The sequence below is a fragment of the Azospirillum oryzae genome (assembly GCF_008364795.1).
GTDB lineage: Bacteria > Pseudomonadota > Alphaproteobacteria > Azospirillales > Azospirillaceae > Azospirillum > Azospirillum oryzae.
Genome location: NZ_VTTM01000010.1, coordinates 183,907 through 199,264, shown reverse-complemented (window position 1 = coordinate 199,264; position 15,358 = coordinate 183,907). Strand labels below are relative to the sequence as shown.

At 67.8% G+C, this 15,358-nt stretch carries 15 protein-coding genes and 1 tRNA gene; 11 read left to right on the top strand and 5 right to left on the bottom strand.

What is annotated here, in order from left to right; genetic code table 11:
• Window positions 1-303 precede the first annotated feature (303 nt).
• Both FZ938_RS23620 and FZ938_RS23615 read left to right on the top strand, forming a co-directional pair.
• Entirely contained in the window at window positions 304-810 is a 507-nt protein-coding gene (locus FZ938_RS23620) for a hypothetical protein (protein ID WP_149200864.1), read from the top strand.
• A 52-nt stretch (window positions 811-862) separates the two neighbouring features.
• Window positions 863-1,450: a DUF2244 domain-containing protein gene (locus tag FZ938_RS23615; protein WP_149200863.1), complete on the top strand. Its 588-nt coding sequence runs from the start codon at window positions 863-865 to the stop codon at window positions 1,448-1,450.
• Between the two features lie 33 nt (window positions 1,451-1,483).
• Here the strand turns inward: FZ938_RS23615 and FZ938_RS23610 are convergent, their stop codons facing one another.
• Window positions 1,484-1,948: a low affinity iron permease family protein gene (locus FZ938_RS23610; RefSeq protein WP_149200862.1), complete on the bottom strand. Its 465-nt coding sequence runs from the start codon at window positions 1,946-1,948 to the stop codon at window positions 1,484-1,486.
• A 109-nt stretch (window positions 1,949-2,057) separates the two neighbouring features.
• Window positions 2,058-4,445 carry a mechanosensitive ion channel domain-containing protein gene (locus FZ938_RS23605; RefSeq protein ID WP_149200861.1) on the bottom strand — a complete coding sequence of 796 codons (2,388 nt, stop codon included), beginning with the start codon at window positions 4,443-4,445 and terminating at the stop codon, window positions 2,058-2,060.
• A 196-nt stretch (window positions 4,446-4,641) separates the two neighbouring features.
• Here FZ938_RS23605 and FZ938_RS23600 point away from each other — a divergent pair, with 196 nt between their 5' ends.
• Both FZ938_RS23600 and FZ938_RS23595 read left to right on the top strand, forming a co-directional pair.
• Window positions 4,642-5,367 carry a sulfite oxidase-like oxidoreductase gene (locus tag FZ938_RS23600; RefSeq protein ID WP_211101148.1) on the top strand — a complete coding sequence of 242 codons (726 nt, stop codon included), beginning with the start codon at window positions 4,642-4,644 and terminating at the stop codon, window positions 5,365-5,367.
• A gap of 72 nt (window positions 5,368-5,439) precedes the next feature.
• A tRNA-Arg gene (locus FZ938_RS23595) sits at window positions 5,440-5,516 on the top strand.
• A 32-nt stretch (window positions 5,517-5,548) separates the two neighbouring features.
• On the opposite strand, the gene ybaK is transcribed toward FZ938_RS23595, so the two are convergent.
• The 3 genes from ybaK to apaG form a co-directional block, all read right to left on the bottom strand.
• On the bottom strand, window positions 5,549-6,031 hold the full coding sequence (gene ybaK / locus FZ938_RS23590; protein WP_174757198.1) for a Cys-tRNA(Pro) deacylase: 483 nt from the start codon (window positions 6,029-6,031) through the stop codon (window positions 5,549-5,551).
• 88 nt (window positions 6,032-6,119) lie between these two features.
• Entirely contained in the window at window positions 6,120-6,746 is a 627-nt protein-coding gene (folE, locus tag FZ938_RS23585) for a GTP cyclohydrolase I FolE (RefSeq protein WP_174757361.1), read from the bottom strand.
• Between the two features lie 414 nt (window positions 6,747-7,160).
• Window positions 7,161-7,553, bottom strand: coding sequence for a Co2+/Mg2+ efflux protein ApaG (gene apaG, locus FZ938_RS23580; protein ID WP_149200860.1), 393 nt, complete (start codon window positions 7,551-7,553; stop codon window positions 7,161-7,163).
• Window positions 7,554-8,010: 457 nt separating this feature from the next.
• On the opposite strand from apaG, the gene FZ938_RS23575 reads away from it, so the two are divergent.
• The 7 genes from FZ938_RS23575 to FZ938_RS23545 all read left to right on the top strand — a co-directional run bounded on the left by FZ938_RS23575 (window position 8,011) and on the right by FZ938_RS23545 (window position 15,232).
• On the top strand, window positions 8,011-8,724 hold the full coding sequence (locus FZ938_RS23575; RefSeq protein ID WP_149200859.1) for a GNAT family N-acetyltransferase: 714 nt from the start codon (window positions 8,011-8,013) through the stop codon (window positions 8,722-8,724).
• A 192-nt stretch (window positions 8,725-8,916) separates the two neighbouring features.
• Window positions 8,917-10,311, top strand: coding sequence for a tRNA (N6-isopentenyl adenosine(37)-C2)-methylthiotransferase MiaB (miaB, locus tag FZ938_RS23570; RefSeq protein WP_149200858.1), 1,395 nt, complete (start codon window positions 8,917-8,919; stop codon window positions 10,309-10,311).
• Window positions 10,308-11,402 (top strand): PhoH family protein, encoded by a 1,095-nt coding sequence (locus FZ938_RS23565; RefSeq protein WP_149200857.1) that lies wholly within the window; start codon window positions 10,308-10,310, stop codon window positions 11,400-11,402. The genes miaB and FZ938_RS23565 overlap by 4 nt, the downstream gene beginning before the upstream one ends.
• The gene (gene ybeY, locus FZ938_RS23560; RefSeq protein ID WP_149200856.1) at window positions 11,399-11,905 is read left to right on the top strand and encodes an rRNA maturation RNase YbeY; all 507 of its coding nucleotides are present in this window, start codon (window positions 11,399-11,401) and stop codon (window positions 11,903-11,905) included. The genes FZ938_RS23565 and ybeY overlap by 4 nt, the downstream gene beginning before the upstream one ends.
• On the top strand, window positions 11,902-12,858 hold the full coding sequence (locus FZ938_RS23555; RefSeq protein ID WP_149200855.1) for a hemolysin family protein: 957 nt from the start codon (window positions 11,902-11,904) through the stop codon (window positions 12,856-12,858). The genes ybeY and FZ938_RS23555 overlap by 4 nt, the downstream gene beginning before the upstream one ends.
• A gap of 135 nt (window positions 12,859-12,993) precedes the next feature.
• Window positions 12,994-14,607, top strand: a complete 1,614-nt coding sequence (gene lnt, locus FZ938_RS23550) for an apolipoprotein N-acyltransferase (RefSeq protein WP_149200854.1) — start codon at window positions 12,994-12,996, stop codon at window positions 14,605-14,607.
• 130 nt (window positions 14,608-14,737) lie between these two features.
• Complete coding sequence (locus tag FZ938_RS23545) at window positions 14,738-15,232, top strand: helix-turn-helix domain-containing protein (RefSeq protein WP_109074892.1); 495 nt, start codon at window positions 14,738-14,740, stop codon at window positions 15,230-15,232.
• The last annotated feature ends 126 nt before the right edge of the window (window positions 15,233-15,358 follow it).

Genomic DNA, 15,358 nt, shown 5'->3' with positions numbered 1-15,358 from the left:
GCCACCATAGCCGCAACGGCCGGGCTTGCGCCAGAGGCCGGACGTGCCGTCACGATCGGAGGGCGGCCGGTCTTGAGCCCCAGTCTTCAGTCGGTGTCCAAACTGCAGCGTTGCGTCGCAATTTGCGACAAAAATTGGAGTAATTGACGTCAATCCAACAGATTTGGTCGCAGGAATACCGCTTTCCGGCTCCTTCGGCAGTGGCGTATGATTTGCTGACTGCCAAGACACCGTTTGAACGCCGTCAATCGAACCATGGATCACCCTGGTTGTGGCGTTCGGATCGGATAAGGGTATTTTGAAATGAGCGCGTCTTATCTTGTGGAAACAAAGGACTGGGGCCTGCATGTCCGGTTGCAGGGCACCCTGTCGATGGAGCAGCGCGACGCCGTCGCCCGGCAGGTGGAGGTGCAATGCGCCAACCTGGGCGCCCGCGGCACGCCATGGAGCAGCCTCGTCGAGTTCGACCGCTTCGAGGCCGATGGCTTCCGGCCGGAGATCCTCGTCGCCCTGATGAGACTGGCGCGACGCTGCGGCCAACTGCGCTGCGCGGTGGTGATGACCGATTGGAACTGGGCCTCGGTGATGGCCGATGCGATGATCGCCGCCGGCACCGACGATCAGGCGCGGATTTTCGTCCAGGCCAAGGTGACGCCGGCCGAAGGCGACCTCGCCGGGGAGCTTGACGGCGGACCGGCCGCCAATTTCTCCGCTACCGGTCAATCAGGGGCCGATTTCACCGGAATGGACAGCGCCATGGCCTGGGTGCTGAACGGCGGCGCGGTGCCGATGGTGTCCAAGGCGGCATAACCCCGACTTCCGCACGGTTTTTTGCCGGCCTCCGCTGGGTTAGGATGCGGCCATGCCCATCGACATCAGCGGCCCCCAGCCTGATGGCCAGCCCGGCGACGGCCCCGCCCCTGCGGAGAGCGGCGGCGGAAGCGGTGCCGTGCGCGTGTTCTTCGACGCCATCCTTCATCCGCACCGCAGCCTGGGCCGCACCGGCTTCCGGATCCTGATGGGCGTGGTGGTGGTGATGAACCTGATCGTCGCCGGCATCTTCGTATCCCATGGCGCCTGGCCGGTGGTGCCCTTCTGCGGACTGGACGTGCTGGCGCTGTGGCTGGCCTTCCGCGTCAGCTACCGCTCCGCCCGCCAGTATGAGCGGGTGCAGCTGACCGAAAGCGCGCTGACGGTGCAGCGCGTCCACTGGAAGGCGCCGGAGCGCCGCTGGTGCTTCCATCCCTATTGGCTGCGGATCACCCACGACGAGCGTGCCGACCACGACCGCCGCGGCCCGGCCGGGCAGGTCACGCTGAGTTCGCATGGCCAGTCGGTGGGGGTCGGGTCCTTCCTGTCGCCGGCCGAACGCTCCACCTTCGCCCGCGCGCTGGACGATGCGTTGCGCGCCTGGCGCCGTCCGCCCTGCCCGCCGGCCCCTGCGGGGTAAGGGCCTCCTACCGCCGATCCGCCGGAAAATCTTTTATCGCCGATCCGCCGGATCGGGCAGCCCGCGTTCGTCCAGTTCCTCGTCAACCTCACGCTCGACCGCGCGTTCCACCTTCTCGTCGATGCGGTGGTCCAGGCACTCAGCCGTCTTGGCGAGGTGTTCGAAGCTGCGCTTCACCTTCGCCAACTCGGTGTCGGGCATCTCCTCCAGGTCGATCATGCCGTTGCGGGCGGAATGGGTGACGCGGATCAGTTCGTCCAGCTTCAGGTGGATGGCCTGGGTGTCGCGGTTCTGGGCGTTCTGGATGATGAACACCATCAGGAAGGTGACGATGGTGGTGCCGGTGTTGATCACCAGCTGCCATGTGTCGGAGAAGTGGAACAGCGGCCCGGTCAGGCCCCAGACCAGCACGACCGCGAAGGCGGTGACGAACGCACCCGGCCGACCGGATTGGCGCTCCATCCAGCGGGCAAAACGGGAAAAGGCATCGCTGAGCATTTTGCGGCAGCTCCGATTCATCGGACGGACAAAGGAAAACGCCCGGCAAAGCCGGGCGGTTCCCTTTCCGGGACAGTCGGAGCCTGGCCCTTGGTTCGGACCTCGACAGTCAGGACCCCTGGCTGAGCGCTTCCGCCAGCGCACGGTCGTGCGGGCTCTGGCCGACGACCAGCTGCATCGACTGGGTCGGCATGGCGATGTCCAGCTCGTCGAACTTCTTCTTCAGCAGCCGGTTGAACTCGCGGGTCACCCCCCACTGGCGGGTCGGGCGGGTCTTGAATTGGGCCAGGATGTTGATGCCTGTGTCGGACAGCTTGTCGACGCCCAGCACTTCCAGCGGGTTCAGGATATCGGCGGCGAACTGCGGCTGGGCCTGCACCTCGGCGCCGGTTTCCTTCAGCACGGCGATGATGCGGTCAGGATCCTCGCGGTTGGACACCGTGACGGTGAACAGGGTGACCGAGAAGTCCTTGCTCATGTTCTTCACGGTGGTGACGGCGCTGAAGGGTACGGAATGGACGGCGCCGGCCCCGTCACGAAGGCGGATGGAACGGATGGAGATCGCCTCCACCGTGCCGGAATGGCCGCCGCCGACATCCACCACGTCGCCGACCGACACCGTGTCCTCGAACAGGATGAACAGGCCGGTGATGATGTCCTTGACCAGCGTCTGCGATCCGAAACCGATGGCCAGACCGACGACACCGGCACCGGCCAGCAGCGGCGCGATGTTGACGCCCAGTTCCGACAGGGTGATCAGCGACACCATCGTCACCAGCAGGATCAGGAAGGCGTTGCGCAGCAGCGGCAGCAGCGTGCGCATGCGGGCGCTGCGTTCGATGCGGGTACCGTTCTTGTCGGTGGCGCGCAGCAGATGCTCGATCAGCGCGCTCACCACCTCCCAGGCGATGATGGCGCCGGCCAGCAGCAGGCCGATGGAGATGGCGCTGCCGACGACGCGGCGTCCGGCGGTGGATTCCACCAGACCCAGCGTGTCGATGCCCCAGCCGTTCAGGGCGACGCCCAGCGCCACCAGCCAGATGATGACCTTGCCGATGCGCTGGACGATGGGAAGATAGTGGAAGGCGCGGGTGTGAAGCTGCGGCAGGTTGCCGGCCAGCTCGCGGTTCATCGTCAGGCCACGGCGCAGCGTCCGATTCAGCCCGGTCACCAGCAGCCGCGCCACCACCACCGACAGCACGGTCACGACGGTGCCGCGGGCCAGATACTCGAACCCGCCATAGACGTTCAGCACCCACACGCCCAGCGTCACCACGACGTACAGGATGGCAAGGACGTGCCAGATCTCGGCGAAGCGGCGGCGCGCGGTGCGCAGGACCGCCCCTTGCCCTTCCGCCTCGCGGCGGGCGGTCGCCAGCGGGTCGCCGTCGCCCGACAGCGGGTTGCCGCGCATCCAATCGGCGACGCCGACGCGGTTCTGCAGGATCAGCGCGATCAGCATGCCGGCGATCACCACGCCCAGCAGCTTCAGCAGCGCGCCGTAGGCGCCCAGCGGCAGGCCCAGCACATAGGCGCCCTCCGCCAGGAAATAGCCGTAGACCGCAACCGCGATCAGCCGGCGTGACCAGATATAGCAGCGGCGCGCGCCGGCATCGCTGGTGTGGACCAGCCGCAGGTTGGGCGCATCGGGCGCGAACAGCATCCGCACCAGGATCAGCAACGCCTGGGTGATGACGGTGGCATTCACCACCGCCAGCGCCACCAGCCGCACGCGCGGCGCCGGCTCCGTCACCGACAGGATGGTGTAGGCAACGACGATGAAGCCGAGGATCGGCGCCAGTTCCAGCACCGCGCGGCCCAGCAGCATCGGGATGCGCAGCAGGGTGGAGCCGACATGGCGGGCGGCCATCGCCCGTCGCGGCCGGCTGAGCAGCCAGCCGATGCCGCGGGCGGCAGCGGCGCCAATGCCGAGGATCATCGCCAACCGGATGCCGATCTGCACCCAGCGTTCGCGGGCGGTGTCGTCCTGCGCCTGCCGCTGGACCCAGGACAGCGCCCCCGGCAGGTCGGAGAAGACGTTGGCGACCTGCACCAGCTGGCGGCTGACCACATCCATGCGCGCAGCCAGGAAGGAGAGCGCGCGGGCGCCGAGGGTCTGCGGCAGCGCCGACTCGCCCTCCGCCTCCTTGGCCTGGGCGAGGCCGCGCTGGGCGGCGATCAGGTTGCGCAGCTGGCTGACCAGCTGGGTGCGCGCATCCTGGTTCTCCAGAGTGCCGACCAGCGCCTCCAGCTGCTGCACGGTCCCCTCGTCGACCACCACCGGGGCGGCGGAAGCGGCGGGAGCGGCGGCACCGGTGGCCGGGGCGGCGGTCGGGGCGGCGGCGGCCGGCGCCGGCGACGCGGCCAGCGCGGCGGACCCCGCCAGCCCTGCCCCGGCGAGCAGAGTCGCGAGCAGCAGGACGGCGAAACCGCCGGACAGGAACAAACGCCAGCCCCGTGCAAGGGCGGGTGCGGCAGGCGTTGCGGACCGGATCATCGGCAAATCACTCGGCTGGTCTTCGGAAAGCGGTGGCAAAAGGCGGCAAAGCGGAACCCTGGCGCGGAACTATGGCTCCAATATGCCGGGCCTCGGGAAGTTAGTTCTCCCGCTTCCGCTTGCCAACCCGACCGGCTGTTCCTTTTTTAAGCGGGAGCCCCGCCGGCTAAGCCGGAAATGCAGAAGAGGTCAAGCCATGAACGATACGCCCGCCGGATCTGACGGCCCCACCGGCCCAAACCCGGACCAAGAGCCGGACCGGGAGGTGGAACGGGATGGCGCCATCCGCGACAAGCTGGTCGCCACCAAGGAACAATGGGCGCGCGACGGCCGCGCGCTGACCGGTCGTGCCGCCGACCCGGCGCGCGACCGGCTGCCGCCCGGCCAGCGTCTGGTGACCGACTGGCCGGTGCTGGACCTCGGCATCACACCGAAGGTGACGACGGCGAATTGGACGCTCGCCGTCGACGGGCTGGTGGAGAACCCGCTGTCCTGGACCTGGGAGGATTTCCGGGCTCAGCCGCAGGACAGCTTCGTCTCCGACATCCATTGCGTCACCACCTGGTCGCGCTACGACAACCGGTGGGAGGGCGTCAGCGCCCGCCGCCTGCTGGAGCTGGCGCGGCCGAAGCCGGAGGCGCGTTTCGTCGTCTTCCATTCCTTCGACGGCTACACCACCAACGTCGCCCTGTCCGACTTCGACGACGACGGCGTGCTGCTCGCCACCAGCTGGGAAGGCCAGCCGATCAGCCGCGACCATGGCGGCCCAGTGCGGATCGTGCTGCCCAAGCTGTATTTCTGGAAGAGCGCCAAGTGGGTGAAGCGGATCGAACTGCTGGCCGGAGACCGCAAGGGCTATTGGGAGGTCCGCGGCTACAACAACCACGCCGATCCGTGGCTGGAGGAACGTTATTCCGATTGATACGGCGAAGCGGCACATTCACCAAAAGCCACTTTCACCTTGCGGGCGAAACCGTTAAGGTGCGGCGCAAGTGGCCCCGTAGCTCATCAGGATAGAGCGCGAGTTTCCTAAACTTGAGGCAGCAGGTTCGAGTCCTGCCGGGGTCACCACTTCCGCCCGCAGCTTATTCGGTTCGCGGCGTTCAGTGCGCGACGATGGCGCAGACCACAGCCTTCGTCGCCTTCTCCAGATCAGCCGGGGACAGCACGATCTGCAGGCCGCGCCGACCGCCGTTCACCACCATTTCCGGCAGCGCTTCGGCGCTCGCGTCGATGAAGGTCGGCAGCGCCTTCTTCTGGCCCAGCGGGCTGATGCCGCCGACCAGGAAGCCCGTGGTCTTTTCCGCCAGCGCCGGGTCGGCAAGGTCGGCCTTCTTCGCCTTGGCCGCCGCGGCGATGGCCTTCAAATCCAGCTTGGCCGCGACCGGAATCACGGCGCAGGCCAGCGCCTTGGGCTCCAGCTGGACGATCAGGGTCTTGTAGACGATGGCCGGGTCGAGCCCCAGCGATTCGGCCGCATGCAGTCCGATGGCGTCGGCCGACGGATCGTACTCATACTCCATCAGCCGGAAGGCGACGCCAGCCGCCTTCGCCGCGTTGACCGCCGGTGTCACCTTCGCCGCCATACCTCACACCCCGAATTCCACACCGCTCACTGACAAACAGCGGCGGGAGCTTGGCAGGCGGCGTTACGGGTGTAAAGCCCTCCGGACCTCACTCCATCCCGCGCGAGGACGGGTTGCCGATCATCGTCAGGAATTCGCGGCGGGTCGACGGGTCGGTGCGGAAGGCGCCCAGCATGCGGCTGGTCACCATGGTCACACCGGTCTTGTGGACGCCGCGGGTGGTCATGCACTGGTGCTGCGCCTCCACCACAACGGCCACGCCCTCGGGCTGCAGGACCTCGTCGATGGTGTTGGCGATCTGCGCCGTCATCTTCTCCTGGATCTGCAGGCGCTTGCCATAGGCCTCGACGAGGCGCGCCAACTTGGAGATGCCGACGACGCGGCGGCGCGGCAGATAGGCGACATGCGCCTTGCCGATGATCGGCACCATGTGGTGCTCGCAGTAGGACTCCACCCGGATGTCGCGCAGCACGACCATCTCGTCATAGCCGTCGGTCTCCTCGAAGGTGCGCGACAGGATCTCGACCGGGTCGATGCCGTAGCCGGCGAAGAATTCCTCGTAGGAGCGGACGACGCGGTCCGGCGTGCCGACCAGCCCTTCGCGCGCCGGGTCGTCGCCGGCCCAGCGGATCAGGGTGCGCACGGCCTCTTCCGCCTCGGTGCGGGACGGACGGGCGACGGCGTCGGGCCGGGACAGGCCGGGGCCGCGAAGCACGTTGTCGGCGACCGGGGGCTTGGCGTGCGGGGTCTTGGTAGCCGTCACGGGAACATCCTTTCCATAACTGGGAAACACCCTGCGCGAAGCCGATGACCGCAATCCGACGGCCGTCGCGCAACACGCCCATCGTGTCTGGCGTCAGTACGGAGCCGATGCCTCGGCGGATCAACCGAACGGCTCGTAAGACGAAAAGGAGCTATCAATAAACGGAGTGGCGGCGCCCGCCTTTCCGTTTCCGCCCGGTTTTCGTCTCCTGGCGCCATTCATAAGTCCGTAGATAGGGTCCGACCTATGACCGTCAAGCGATGGACAAAGTACGGACAGCCATGCGGATTGTCAAAGGTGCGTGTTAATTTCCCCAGATATCCACACACATTCCATTGTATTATTTGTCCGCGTCCCGATCCTGGATCAGTTCAGCTGCATCGGCTGGTGCGGACTGTCCAGCGAGAAGGCCGGGATGGTCACGTCGAAGGCGCGCCCGTCCTCCCCCTCCATGCCATAGGTGCCGGCCATGATGCCGGACGGCGTGCCGAGCGGGGTGCCGCTGGTGTATTCGAAATGGTCGCCCGGCTCCAGCACCGGCTGCTCGCCGACCACGCCGGGGCCCCGTACCTCCTGCACGCGGCCCATGGCGTCGGTGATGCGCCAGTGGCGGGTGCGCAGCTGCACTGTCTCGCTGCCTTCGTTCTCGATGCGGACGTGATAGGCCCAGACGAAGCGCCCCTCGGCCGGAGCCGACTGGTCTTCCAGGAAAACGGGCTGGACGGTGACGCGGATGTCGTGGGTGATGGCGGTGTACATGGCGGGCGGTCCGATGAACGGCGCCGGCCGAAAACGGGCCGGCGGCTGGGGGTTCCGGCTGGGGGTTCCGGGCGGCCGGGCGGCGGTTCAGCGCAGGATAAAGTCACCTCTCCGCACTGTCCAGAACGCGGCCGGACAATGATGCGACATGCCCGCACTGGGATGGACACAGTCATGCGCAGTCACCGGGTCTGCATGGTCTTGCGACAGGGGGGAGACGATGATATATGCGCAAGTCCCAGCAACGGCCGAAGAGCCTTGTCCATGTCTCGTTCGCACGTCCTTCGCATCCGACGACGGAGCCTCGCACCGCGCATCGCGGTTGCGGCCGTCCTTGGGTCGCGTGCGAACGCCAAAGGCACAACGGGGACCTGACACCCCCGGCCTTCCGGCGGCGGCGCGATCCGCCCTCCAAAAGCCTTCTGAGAAGACTTTCTTCCCGCCGGGAGCCCCACGCATGATCATCACCGTCGAAGAGCCGAAGCACGCCGCCGCCATCGAAGCCCTGCTGGACGCCTCCTTCGGTCCCGACCGCTTCGCCAAGACCGCCTACCGGCTGCGGGACGGCGTCGAGTCCATCCCCGCCCTGAACCTCGTCGCCATCGAGCATGACGAGCATGGGCGCGAGGTGGTGGTGGGCACCATCCGCTACTGGCCGATCCTGGTCGGCGGCACCACCCAGTCCATTCTGCTCGGCCCCATCGCGGTCGCCGCCCATCTTCAGGGCAGCGGGCTGGGCAGCAAGATGATCCGGATGAGCCTGAACAAGGCGGTGGCGCTGGGCCACAAGTCGGTGATCCTGGTCGGCGACGCTCCCTATTACGAGCGGTTCGGTTTCTCCCGCGCCCTGACCCTGGGCATGCAGATGCCGGGTCCGGTGGACATGAGCCGGCTGCTGGGCCTGGAACTGGTCGAAGGCTCGCTGGCCGGCGCCGCCGGCATGATCGGCAAGCCGGAACAGGCGGACGCGCAGGAGGTCGCCATCGGCGCCACGCCGGTGATGGCCTCGGTGCTGGCCGCCCCGGCTGCGAATGCGCCCGTCCTGGCGGGAGACACCCCCGCCCCTTTCAGCGCCCTGTTCAGCCGGACGGCGGCGGAGCGACTTTGGACTGACCGTGTGCGCAGGACCGACTGGTTCTGGCGCGACGGCCTGCAGGCCGGCGCGGCGTGACCATTCCGGCCCTTGGTCCGAAGTGCGGAAAGCGTAAGCTTGCAAACATGGGTGGGGCGAAGCGGGATTGACTCGATTCGCCCCACACGCGATATCATCTTTTCAGGAGCGACGCCGGACGGACGGCGTGCCGCGCGCCACGCAGCATCGTGAGCGCGCTATTCGTTTTTGTTCTGAGCGGAAGGGTGCGGGTTGACCAAGAAGCTGTTCATCAAGACCTGGGGCTGCCAGATGAACGTGTACGACTCCGCCCGGATGGCGGACGTCCTGGCACCGCTGGGCTACCAAACGGTCGATGAGCCGGACGGCGCCGACATGGTGATCCTGAACACCTGCCACATCCGCGAAAAGGCCGCCGAGAAGGTCTTTTCCGAACTGGGCCGGCTGCGCCAGATGAAGGACCGCAAGGCGGAGGCCGAGGACGGCCGGATGATCCTGGCGGTCGCCGGCTGCGTCGCCCAGGCCGAAGGCGAGGAGATCGTCGCCCGCGCCCCCTTCGTCGACATGGTCTTCGGCCCGCAGACCTACCATACCCTGCCGGAGATGGTGGCGAAGGCCAGCCGCGCCGCCGGCAGCGTGCTGAACACCGATTTCCCGGCCGAATCCAAGTTCGACTTCCTGCCGGAGGAAGCCGGCAGCCAGGGCGTGTCCGCCTTCCTGGCGGTGCAGGAGGGCTGCGACAAGTTCTGCACCTTCTGCGTCGTGCCCTACACCCGCGGCGCCGAGTTCTCCCGCCCCGCCGACCAGATCATTGCGGAAGCGAAACGGCTTGTCGCCGGCGGCACGCGCGAGATCAACCTGCTGGGCCAGAATGTCAACGCCTGGCATGGCGACGGGCCGGACGGCACCACCTGGGGCCTCGGCCGGCTGATCCGCCAGCTGGCGGAGATCGACGGGCTGGAGCGTATCCGCTACACCACCTCGCACCCGCGCGACATGGCCGACGACCTGATCCGCGCCCATGCCGAGGTGCCGCAGCTGATGCCCTACCTGCATCTGCCGGTGCAGGCGGGGTCCGACCGTATCCTGGCGGCGATGAACCGCAAGCACACCGCCGACGATTACCGCCGTCTGGTCGACCGGCTGCGCGACGCCAAGCCCGATCTGGCGATGTCCGGCGACTTCATCGTCGGCTTCCCCGGCGAGACCGACGCCGATTTCGCCGCGACGCTGAAGCTGGTCACCGACATCGGCTATGCCCAGGCCTATTCCTTCAAATACAGCCCGCGTCCGGGCACCCCGGCCTCGGTCGAGGGATCCCAGGTGCCCGAAGAGCTGAAGGAATCCCGCCTGGCGGCTCTGCACCAGTTGCTGAACGCCCAGCAGGTCGCCTTCAACCACAGCTTCATCGGCCGCAGCGTGCCGGTCCTGTTCGACCGCGTCGGACGCCGCGACGGCCAGCTGCTGGGCCGCAGCCCGTGGATGCAGTCGGTCCATGCCGAGGCGAACGAACGGCTGCTCGGCCGCATCGTCGAGGTGCGGGTCGATGCGGCGCTGGCCAACAGCCTCGCCGGCACCGTGGTCACGGGCGAACACACCACCGCCTCTTCCTTCCAGCCTGCCGTAACCTTGGAGGCAAGCGCTTGAACGGTCTGCCCGAACGGCGTATCGACGTTCAATTCGATGACAACCGGCTTCTGCCGATGCTGTACGGGGAGCATGACCGCCACCTCGCCCGCATCGAATCCCTTCTCGGCGTGTCGCTGATTTCCCGCGGCAACACCTTGACCATCTCGGGCCCGTCCGATGCCGCCGAAACGGCCCAGTCGGCGCTGAACGGCCTGTACTTGCGACTGACCCGCGGCCAGACCATCGACGGCGGCGAGGTCGACGGCGCCGTCCGCATGGCGGCCGCCGATCCCGGTTTCGCCGGCGTGGCGACCAGTGAGGAGCCCCGCGCCCCCGGCCCGCAGGCGACCATCACCCGCGCCGAGATTGCGCTGCGCACCCGCCGGCGCGGCCCGATCACCCCGCGTTCCCCCACCCAGGCCGCCTATCTGCAAGCCCTGGCGGAGAGCGAACTGGTCTTCGGGCTCGGCCCGGCCGGCACCGGCAAGACCTATCTGGCGGTGGCGCAGGCGGTGGCCTTGCTGACCACCGGTCAGGTCGACCGCATCGTGCTGTCGCGCCCGGCGGTCGAAGCGGGCGAACGGCTGGGCTTCCTGCCCGGCGACCTGAAGGAGAAGGTCGATCCTTACCTGCGTCCGCTCTACGACGCGCTGCACGACATGCTGCCGGCCGAACAGGTGAAGAAGCGGCTGGAGTCCGGCGAGATCGAGATCGCGCCGCTGGCCTTCATGCGCGGCCGGACGCTGGGCAACGCCTTCGTCATCCTGGACGAGGCGCAGAACACCACGCCGATGCAGATGAAGATGTTCCTGACCCGTCTGGGCGAAGGCGGGCGGATGGTCATCACCGGCGACATCTCGCAGATCGACCTGCCGTCGGGCACCCGGTCGGGCCTGCGCGACGCGCTGGACATCCTGCGCGGGGTGGAGGGCGTGCGCTTCGTCCGCTTCACCGACGCCGACGTCGTCCGCCACCCGATGGTCGCCCGCATCATCCGCGCTTATGACCAGGCCGATGCCCGCGAGGCGGCGCGCAAGCAGGCCCGCCGTGCCGGTTCCGAACCCGGAACGAACGACCGCGAGGCCGGTATCGTTGGAGATCCGGAATGACCAGCGCGGTTGACGTCACTGTTTCACGTGAAGCCGGCGACTGGGCCGAGGATGCCGAGTGGTTGGCGGAGCGCGCGGCGCTCGCCGCCCTGGGTGCGGCCTATGACGACGAGGAAGGCCCAGCCGAGCTGTCGGTCGTGCTGGCCGACGACGCCCTGGTCCACAGGCTGAACCGCGAGTATCGCGGCAAGGACAAGCCGACGAACGTCCTGTCCTTCGCCCTGACGGAGGCGGAGGAGCCGGAAGCGCAGGACGGCGTGCCGGTGATGCTGGGCGACGTCATCCTCGCCTATGAAACGGTCGCCCGCGAGGCGTCCGAACAGGGGAAAAGCTTCAAAGACCACATGACTCACCTTGTGATGCATGGTGTTCTGCATCTGCTGGGTTATGATCACGAGACGGACGACGAGGCCGAGGAGATGGAGGCGCTGGAAACCCGGCTGCTCGCCACGTTCGGAATCGCCGACCCCTATGCCGCCAACCACCAACCGCCGGACCGATGAGCGAGATATCCGACAGTCGCACGCCCCGTGATGACCACGGGGCCGAAGACCATTCCCTGGGCCACCTGTTCAAGGGGTGGCTCCGCACCGTCTGGGGTGGCCGCGAGGACAACTCCCTGCGCGGCACGATCGAAGAGCTGATCTCCGGCCTGGACGATGCCGCGAGCGAGGACGGCGAGGATTCGCTGGGCGCCGGCGAGCGGGCGCTGCTGACCAACATCCTGAAGCTGCGCGACCGCACCGTCGCCGACGTCATGGTGCCGCGGGCCGACATCATCTCCGTCGACATCGACACCCCCTTCCCCGCCCTGGTCCAGCGCGTCGCCGAGGAAGGTCATTCCCGCCTGCCGGTGTACCGCGAGACGCTGGACGACGTGGTCGGCATCATCCACATCAAGGACGTGCTGACCCTGCTGGCGAAGCAGGCCGCCTCCCCCGAAGGCCTGCGCCAGAAGCCGGACCTGACCGGCATCATCCGCGAGGCGAAGATCGTCGCCCCCTCCATGCATGTGCTCGACCTGCTGGTGCAGATGCGCCAGACCCGCCAGCACATGGCGCTGGTGGTGGACGAGTTCGGTGGCATCGACGGCCTCGTCACCATCGAGGATCTGGTGGAAGAGATCGTCGGCGAGATCGAGGACGAGCATGACGAGACCGCGGCGCCGCGTCTGGTCGAGCGCCCCGACGGCAGCCTGATCGCCGATGCCCGCCTGCCCATCGAGGATTTCGAGCACCGCGTCGGCCTGGTCCTGTCCGAGGAAGAGCGCGAGGACATCGACACGCTGGGCGGTCTGGTCGTTTCCATCGCCGGCCGCGTGCCGGGGCTGGGCGAGCGGCTGATCCATCCCTCGGGCCTGGAGTTCGAGATCGTCGACGCCGACTCCCGCCGCCTGAAACGCCTGCGCGTCCACAACGTCCCGGCCAACAGTTCCGAGCTGGCGGAGACGGCGTGAGGATCGGGGTGGGGGCTTGACACCTCTCCCCACCCCCACAACACAGCCCCGCCCACAACAGCCTTGGCGCCCCTCTCCGGCCGCATTACCTATGGCGCCGCCCGCCATTCCTTGCCGCTGCCGGAGTTTCCCGTCTTGACCGTCACCGATGCGCTGCCCGTCCCCGCCCGGCTGGGCCGTGTTTCCGCGCGGCTGGCCGCATTGACCGGCTGGCGCCGGCTGGCTGCCGCGGCGCTGCTGGGCGGGCTCGCCACGCTGGCGGTACCGCCGGCCGATCTGATACCGGTGCTGCTGGTCGCCATTCCAGGCCTGATCTGGCTGCTCGACGGGGTTGAGACGAAGAAGGGCGCTTTCGCCGTCGGCTGGTTCTTCGGCTTCGGCCATCACCTGCTGGGGCTCTATTGGATCAGCGCCGCGCTGTTCACCGACATCGAGCGCTTCTGGTGGGCCCTGCCGCTGTCGGCCGTCGGTCTGCCGGTCCTGCTGGCGATGTTCAGCGGCGGCGCCACCCTGGCCTTCCATCTGCTGCGCCGGCGCGGCTTCGGCGTCGGGCTGGGGCGGCCTCTGCTGTTCGCCGCCTGCTGGTGCCTGTGGGAATGGCTGCGCGGCCATGTCTTCACCGGCTTTCCCTGGAACCTGATCGGCTATGGCTGGGTCGGGGTTCTGCCGGTGCTGCAGACCGCGTCGCTGGTCGGCATCTACGGCCTGACGCTGGTAACGGTACTGGTGGCCAGCCTGCCCGCCGCCCTGCCCGACCGCGACACCACGCCGCGCCGCGCCTGGGCCGGCGTCGCCGCCGGGCTGGCGCTGCTGGCGGCGCTGGGCGGCTGGGGCGCCTGGAGGCTGGCCGGCGCGGTGGACGAGCCGGTGCCGGGCGTCCGGCTGCGGCTGGTCCAGGCGGCGATCGACCAGCGGCTGAAATGGGCGCCGGCCGAGCGGGTGCAGAATTTCCAGAACCATCTCGCCCTGTCCGCCGCCCCGCCGGCCGATCCGTCGGCCGCGCCGCCCAACGTCATCATCTGGCCGGAAACCGCCGTCCCCTTCTTCGTCGAGGAGGATGCGCGGGTGCGCCAGGCGATGGCCTCCGTGATCCCGCCGGGCGGCCTGCTGATCACCGGGGCGCCGCGCACGACGGTGGATGCGGACGGCGAGCGTCGGTATTTCAACGGCATGGTGGCGGTGGACGGCAGCGGCGCGGCGGTCGCCGACTACGACAAGTTCCACCTCGTGCCCTTCGGCGAGTACATGCCGCTGCGGCAATGGCTGCCCGTCGGCGCCATCGCCGGCAACGGGGCGGAATTCTCCCCTGGCCCCGGTCCGCGCACCCTGCATCTAAGTAGTCGTGTGGCCGGCCTGCCGTCCTTCAGTCCGCTGATCTGCTATGAGAGCATCTTCCCCGGCGCCGTGGTCGACACCGCGGACCGGCCGCACTGGCTGCTGAACCTGACCAACGATGCCTGGTATGGACGCACCGCCGGCCCGCACCAGCATTTCGCGATCAATCAGGTCCGTGCGGTGGAGGAAGGGCTGCCCCTCGTCCGGGTGGCGAATACGGGAATATCCGGGGTGGTCGACTCCTACGGTCGTGTGCAACAATTGCTCGGTCTGGGTGAGCGTGGCTTCATCGATACCACGTTGCCGAAAGCGTCTGATGGCGTCACAGCCTATGCCCGCATGGGAGACTGGATTTTCGGCATAGTGCTTCTAGGCTGTTTTATGGCGGCCTTGGCCTCGCGATATCACCGGTGACGCAGCAATACGGGCAATCCGTCCGCCACAGGCAGAACAATTTCGTGTAACCGGCTTGACCGGAGCGGGCTTGACTGCATACGTGGATATGTCGTAACTAGGTTGCACAACCGTTGCAGGGATAAACGAGATGCAGACTGAAACTGGGGCGCCGCGCGGGCGCCGTGCGGGTGCCGGCCGTCCGAAGACCGGAAAGCCGAATCCCATCGATGTCCATGTCGGATCCCGCGTCCGTCTTCGCCGCACGCTTCTCGGCATGAGCCAGGAGAAGCTCGGCGAGGCGATCGGCCTGACCTTCCAGCAGGTGCAGAAGTACGAGCGCGGCGCCAACCGCATCGGCGCGTCGCGTCTGTTCGACCTCAGCCGCGTCCTCGATGTGCCGGTCTCCTTCTTCTTCGACGACATGCCGGCCGAAGCGGCTGCCGCCCGCGTCGACGACGAAGACGAGTCCGGTGCGACCGAAGAGCGCTCCGCCAGCACCTACGAGCCCGATCCGATGGCCAAGCGCGAGACGCTGGAGCTGGTCCGCGCCTACTACAAGATCAGCGATCCGTCGGTGCGCAAGCGTCTGTTCGAACTGACCAAGGCAGTGGCCAGCGCCGCCGTTGCGGAAGCCGCGGAGTAACGCCGTCAGGTAACTCCTGCCGGTTGCCACACGGCATGTGATACCCACCGAACGGGGATGGCACGGGCTCGACCGTGCTCCCCCTTCGTGCGGTGCCTGCGATATTCGGTCCGGGCCCCTACCGCC

Excerpts from the sequence above, each read along its gene's own strand:
- FZ938_RS23620 (WP_149200864.1), top strand. The coding sequence starts at position 304 with ATGAGCGCGTCTTATCTTGTGGAAACAAAGGACTGGGGCCTGCATGTC.
- FZ938_RS23615 (WP_149200863.1), top strand. The coding sequence starts at position 863 with ATGCCCATCGACATCAGCGGCCCCCAGCCTGATGGCCAGCCCGGCGAC.
- FZ938_RS23610 (WP_149200862.1), bottom strand. The coding sequence starts at position 1,948 with ATGCTCAGCGATGCCTTTTCCCGTTTTGCCCGCTGGATGGAGCGCCAA.
- FZ938_RS23605 (WP_149200861.1), bottom strand. The coding sequence starts at position 4,445 with ATGATCCGGTCCGCAACGCCTGCCGCACCCGCCCTTGCACGGGGCTGG.
- FZ938_RS23600 (WP_211101148.1), top strand. The coding sequence starts at position 4,642 with ATGAACGATACGCCCGCCGGATCTGACGGCCCCACCGGCCCAAACCCG.
- ybaK (WP_174757198.1), bottom strand. The coding sequence starts at position 6,031 with ATGGCGGCGAAGGTGACACCGGCGGTCAACGCGGCGAAGGCGGCTGGC.
- apaG (WP_149200860.1), bottom strand. The coding sequence starts at position 7,553 with ATGTACACCGCCATCACCCACGACATCCGCGTCACCGTCCAGCCCGTT.
- FZ938_RS23575 (WP_149200859.1), top strand. The coding sequence starts at position 8,011 with ATGATCATCACCGTCGAAGAGCCGAAGCACGCCGCCGCCATCGAAGCC.
- ybeY (WP_149200856.1), top strand. The coding sequence starts at position 11,399 with ATGACCAGCGCGGTTGACGTCACTGTTTCACGTGAAGCCGGCGACTGG.
- FZ938_RS23555 (WP_149200855.1), top strand. The coding sequence starts at position 11,902 with ATGAGCGAGATATCCGACAGTCGCACGCCCCGTGATGACCACGGGGCC.
- FZ938_RS23545 (WP_109074892.1), top strand. The coding sequence starts at position 14,738 with ATGCAGACTGAAACTGGGGCGCCGCGCGGGCGCCGTGCGGGTGCCGGC.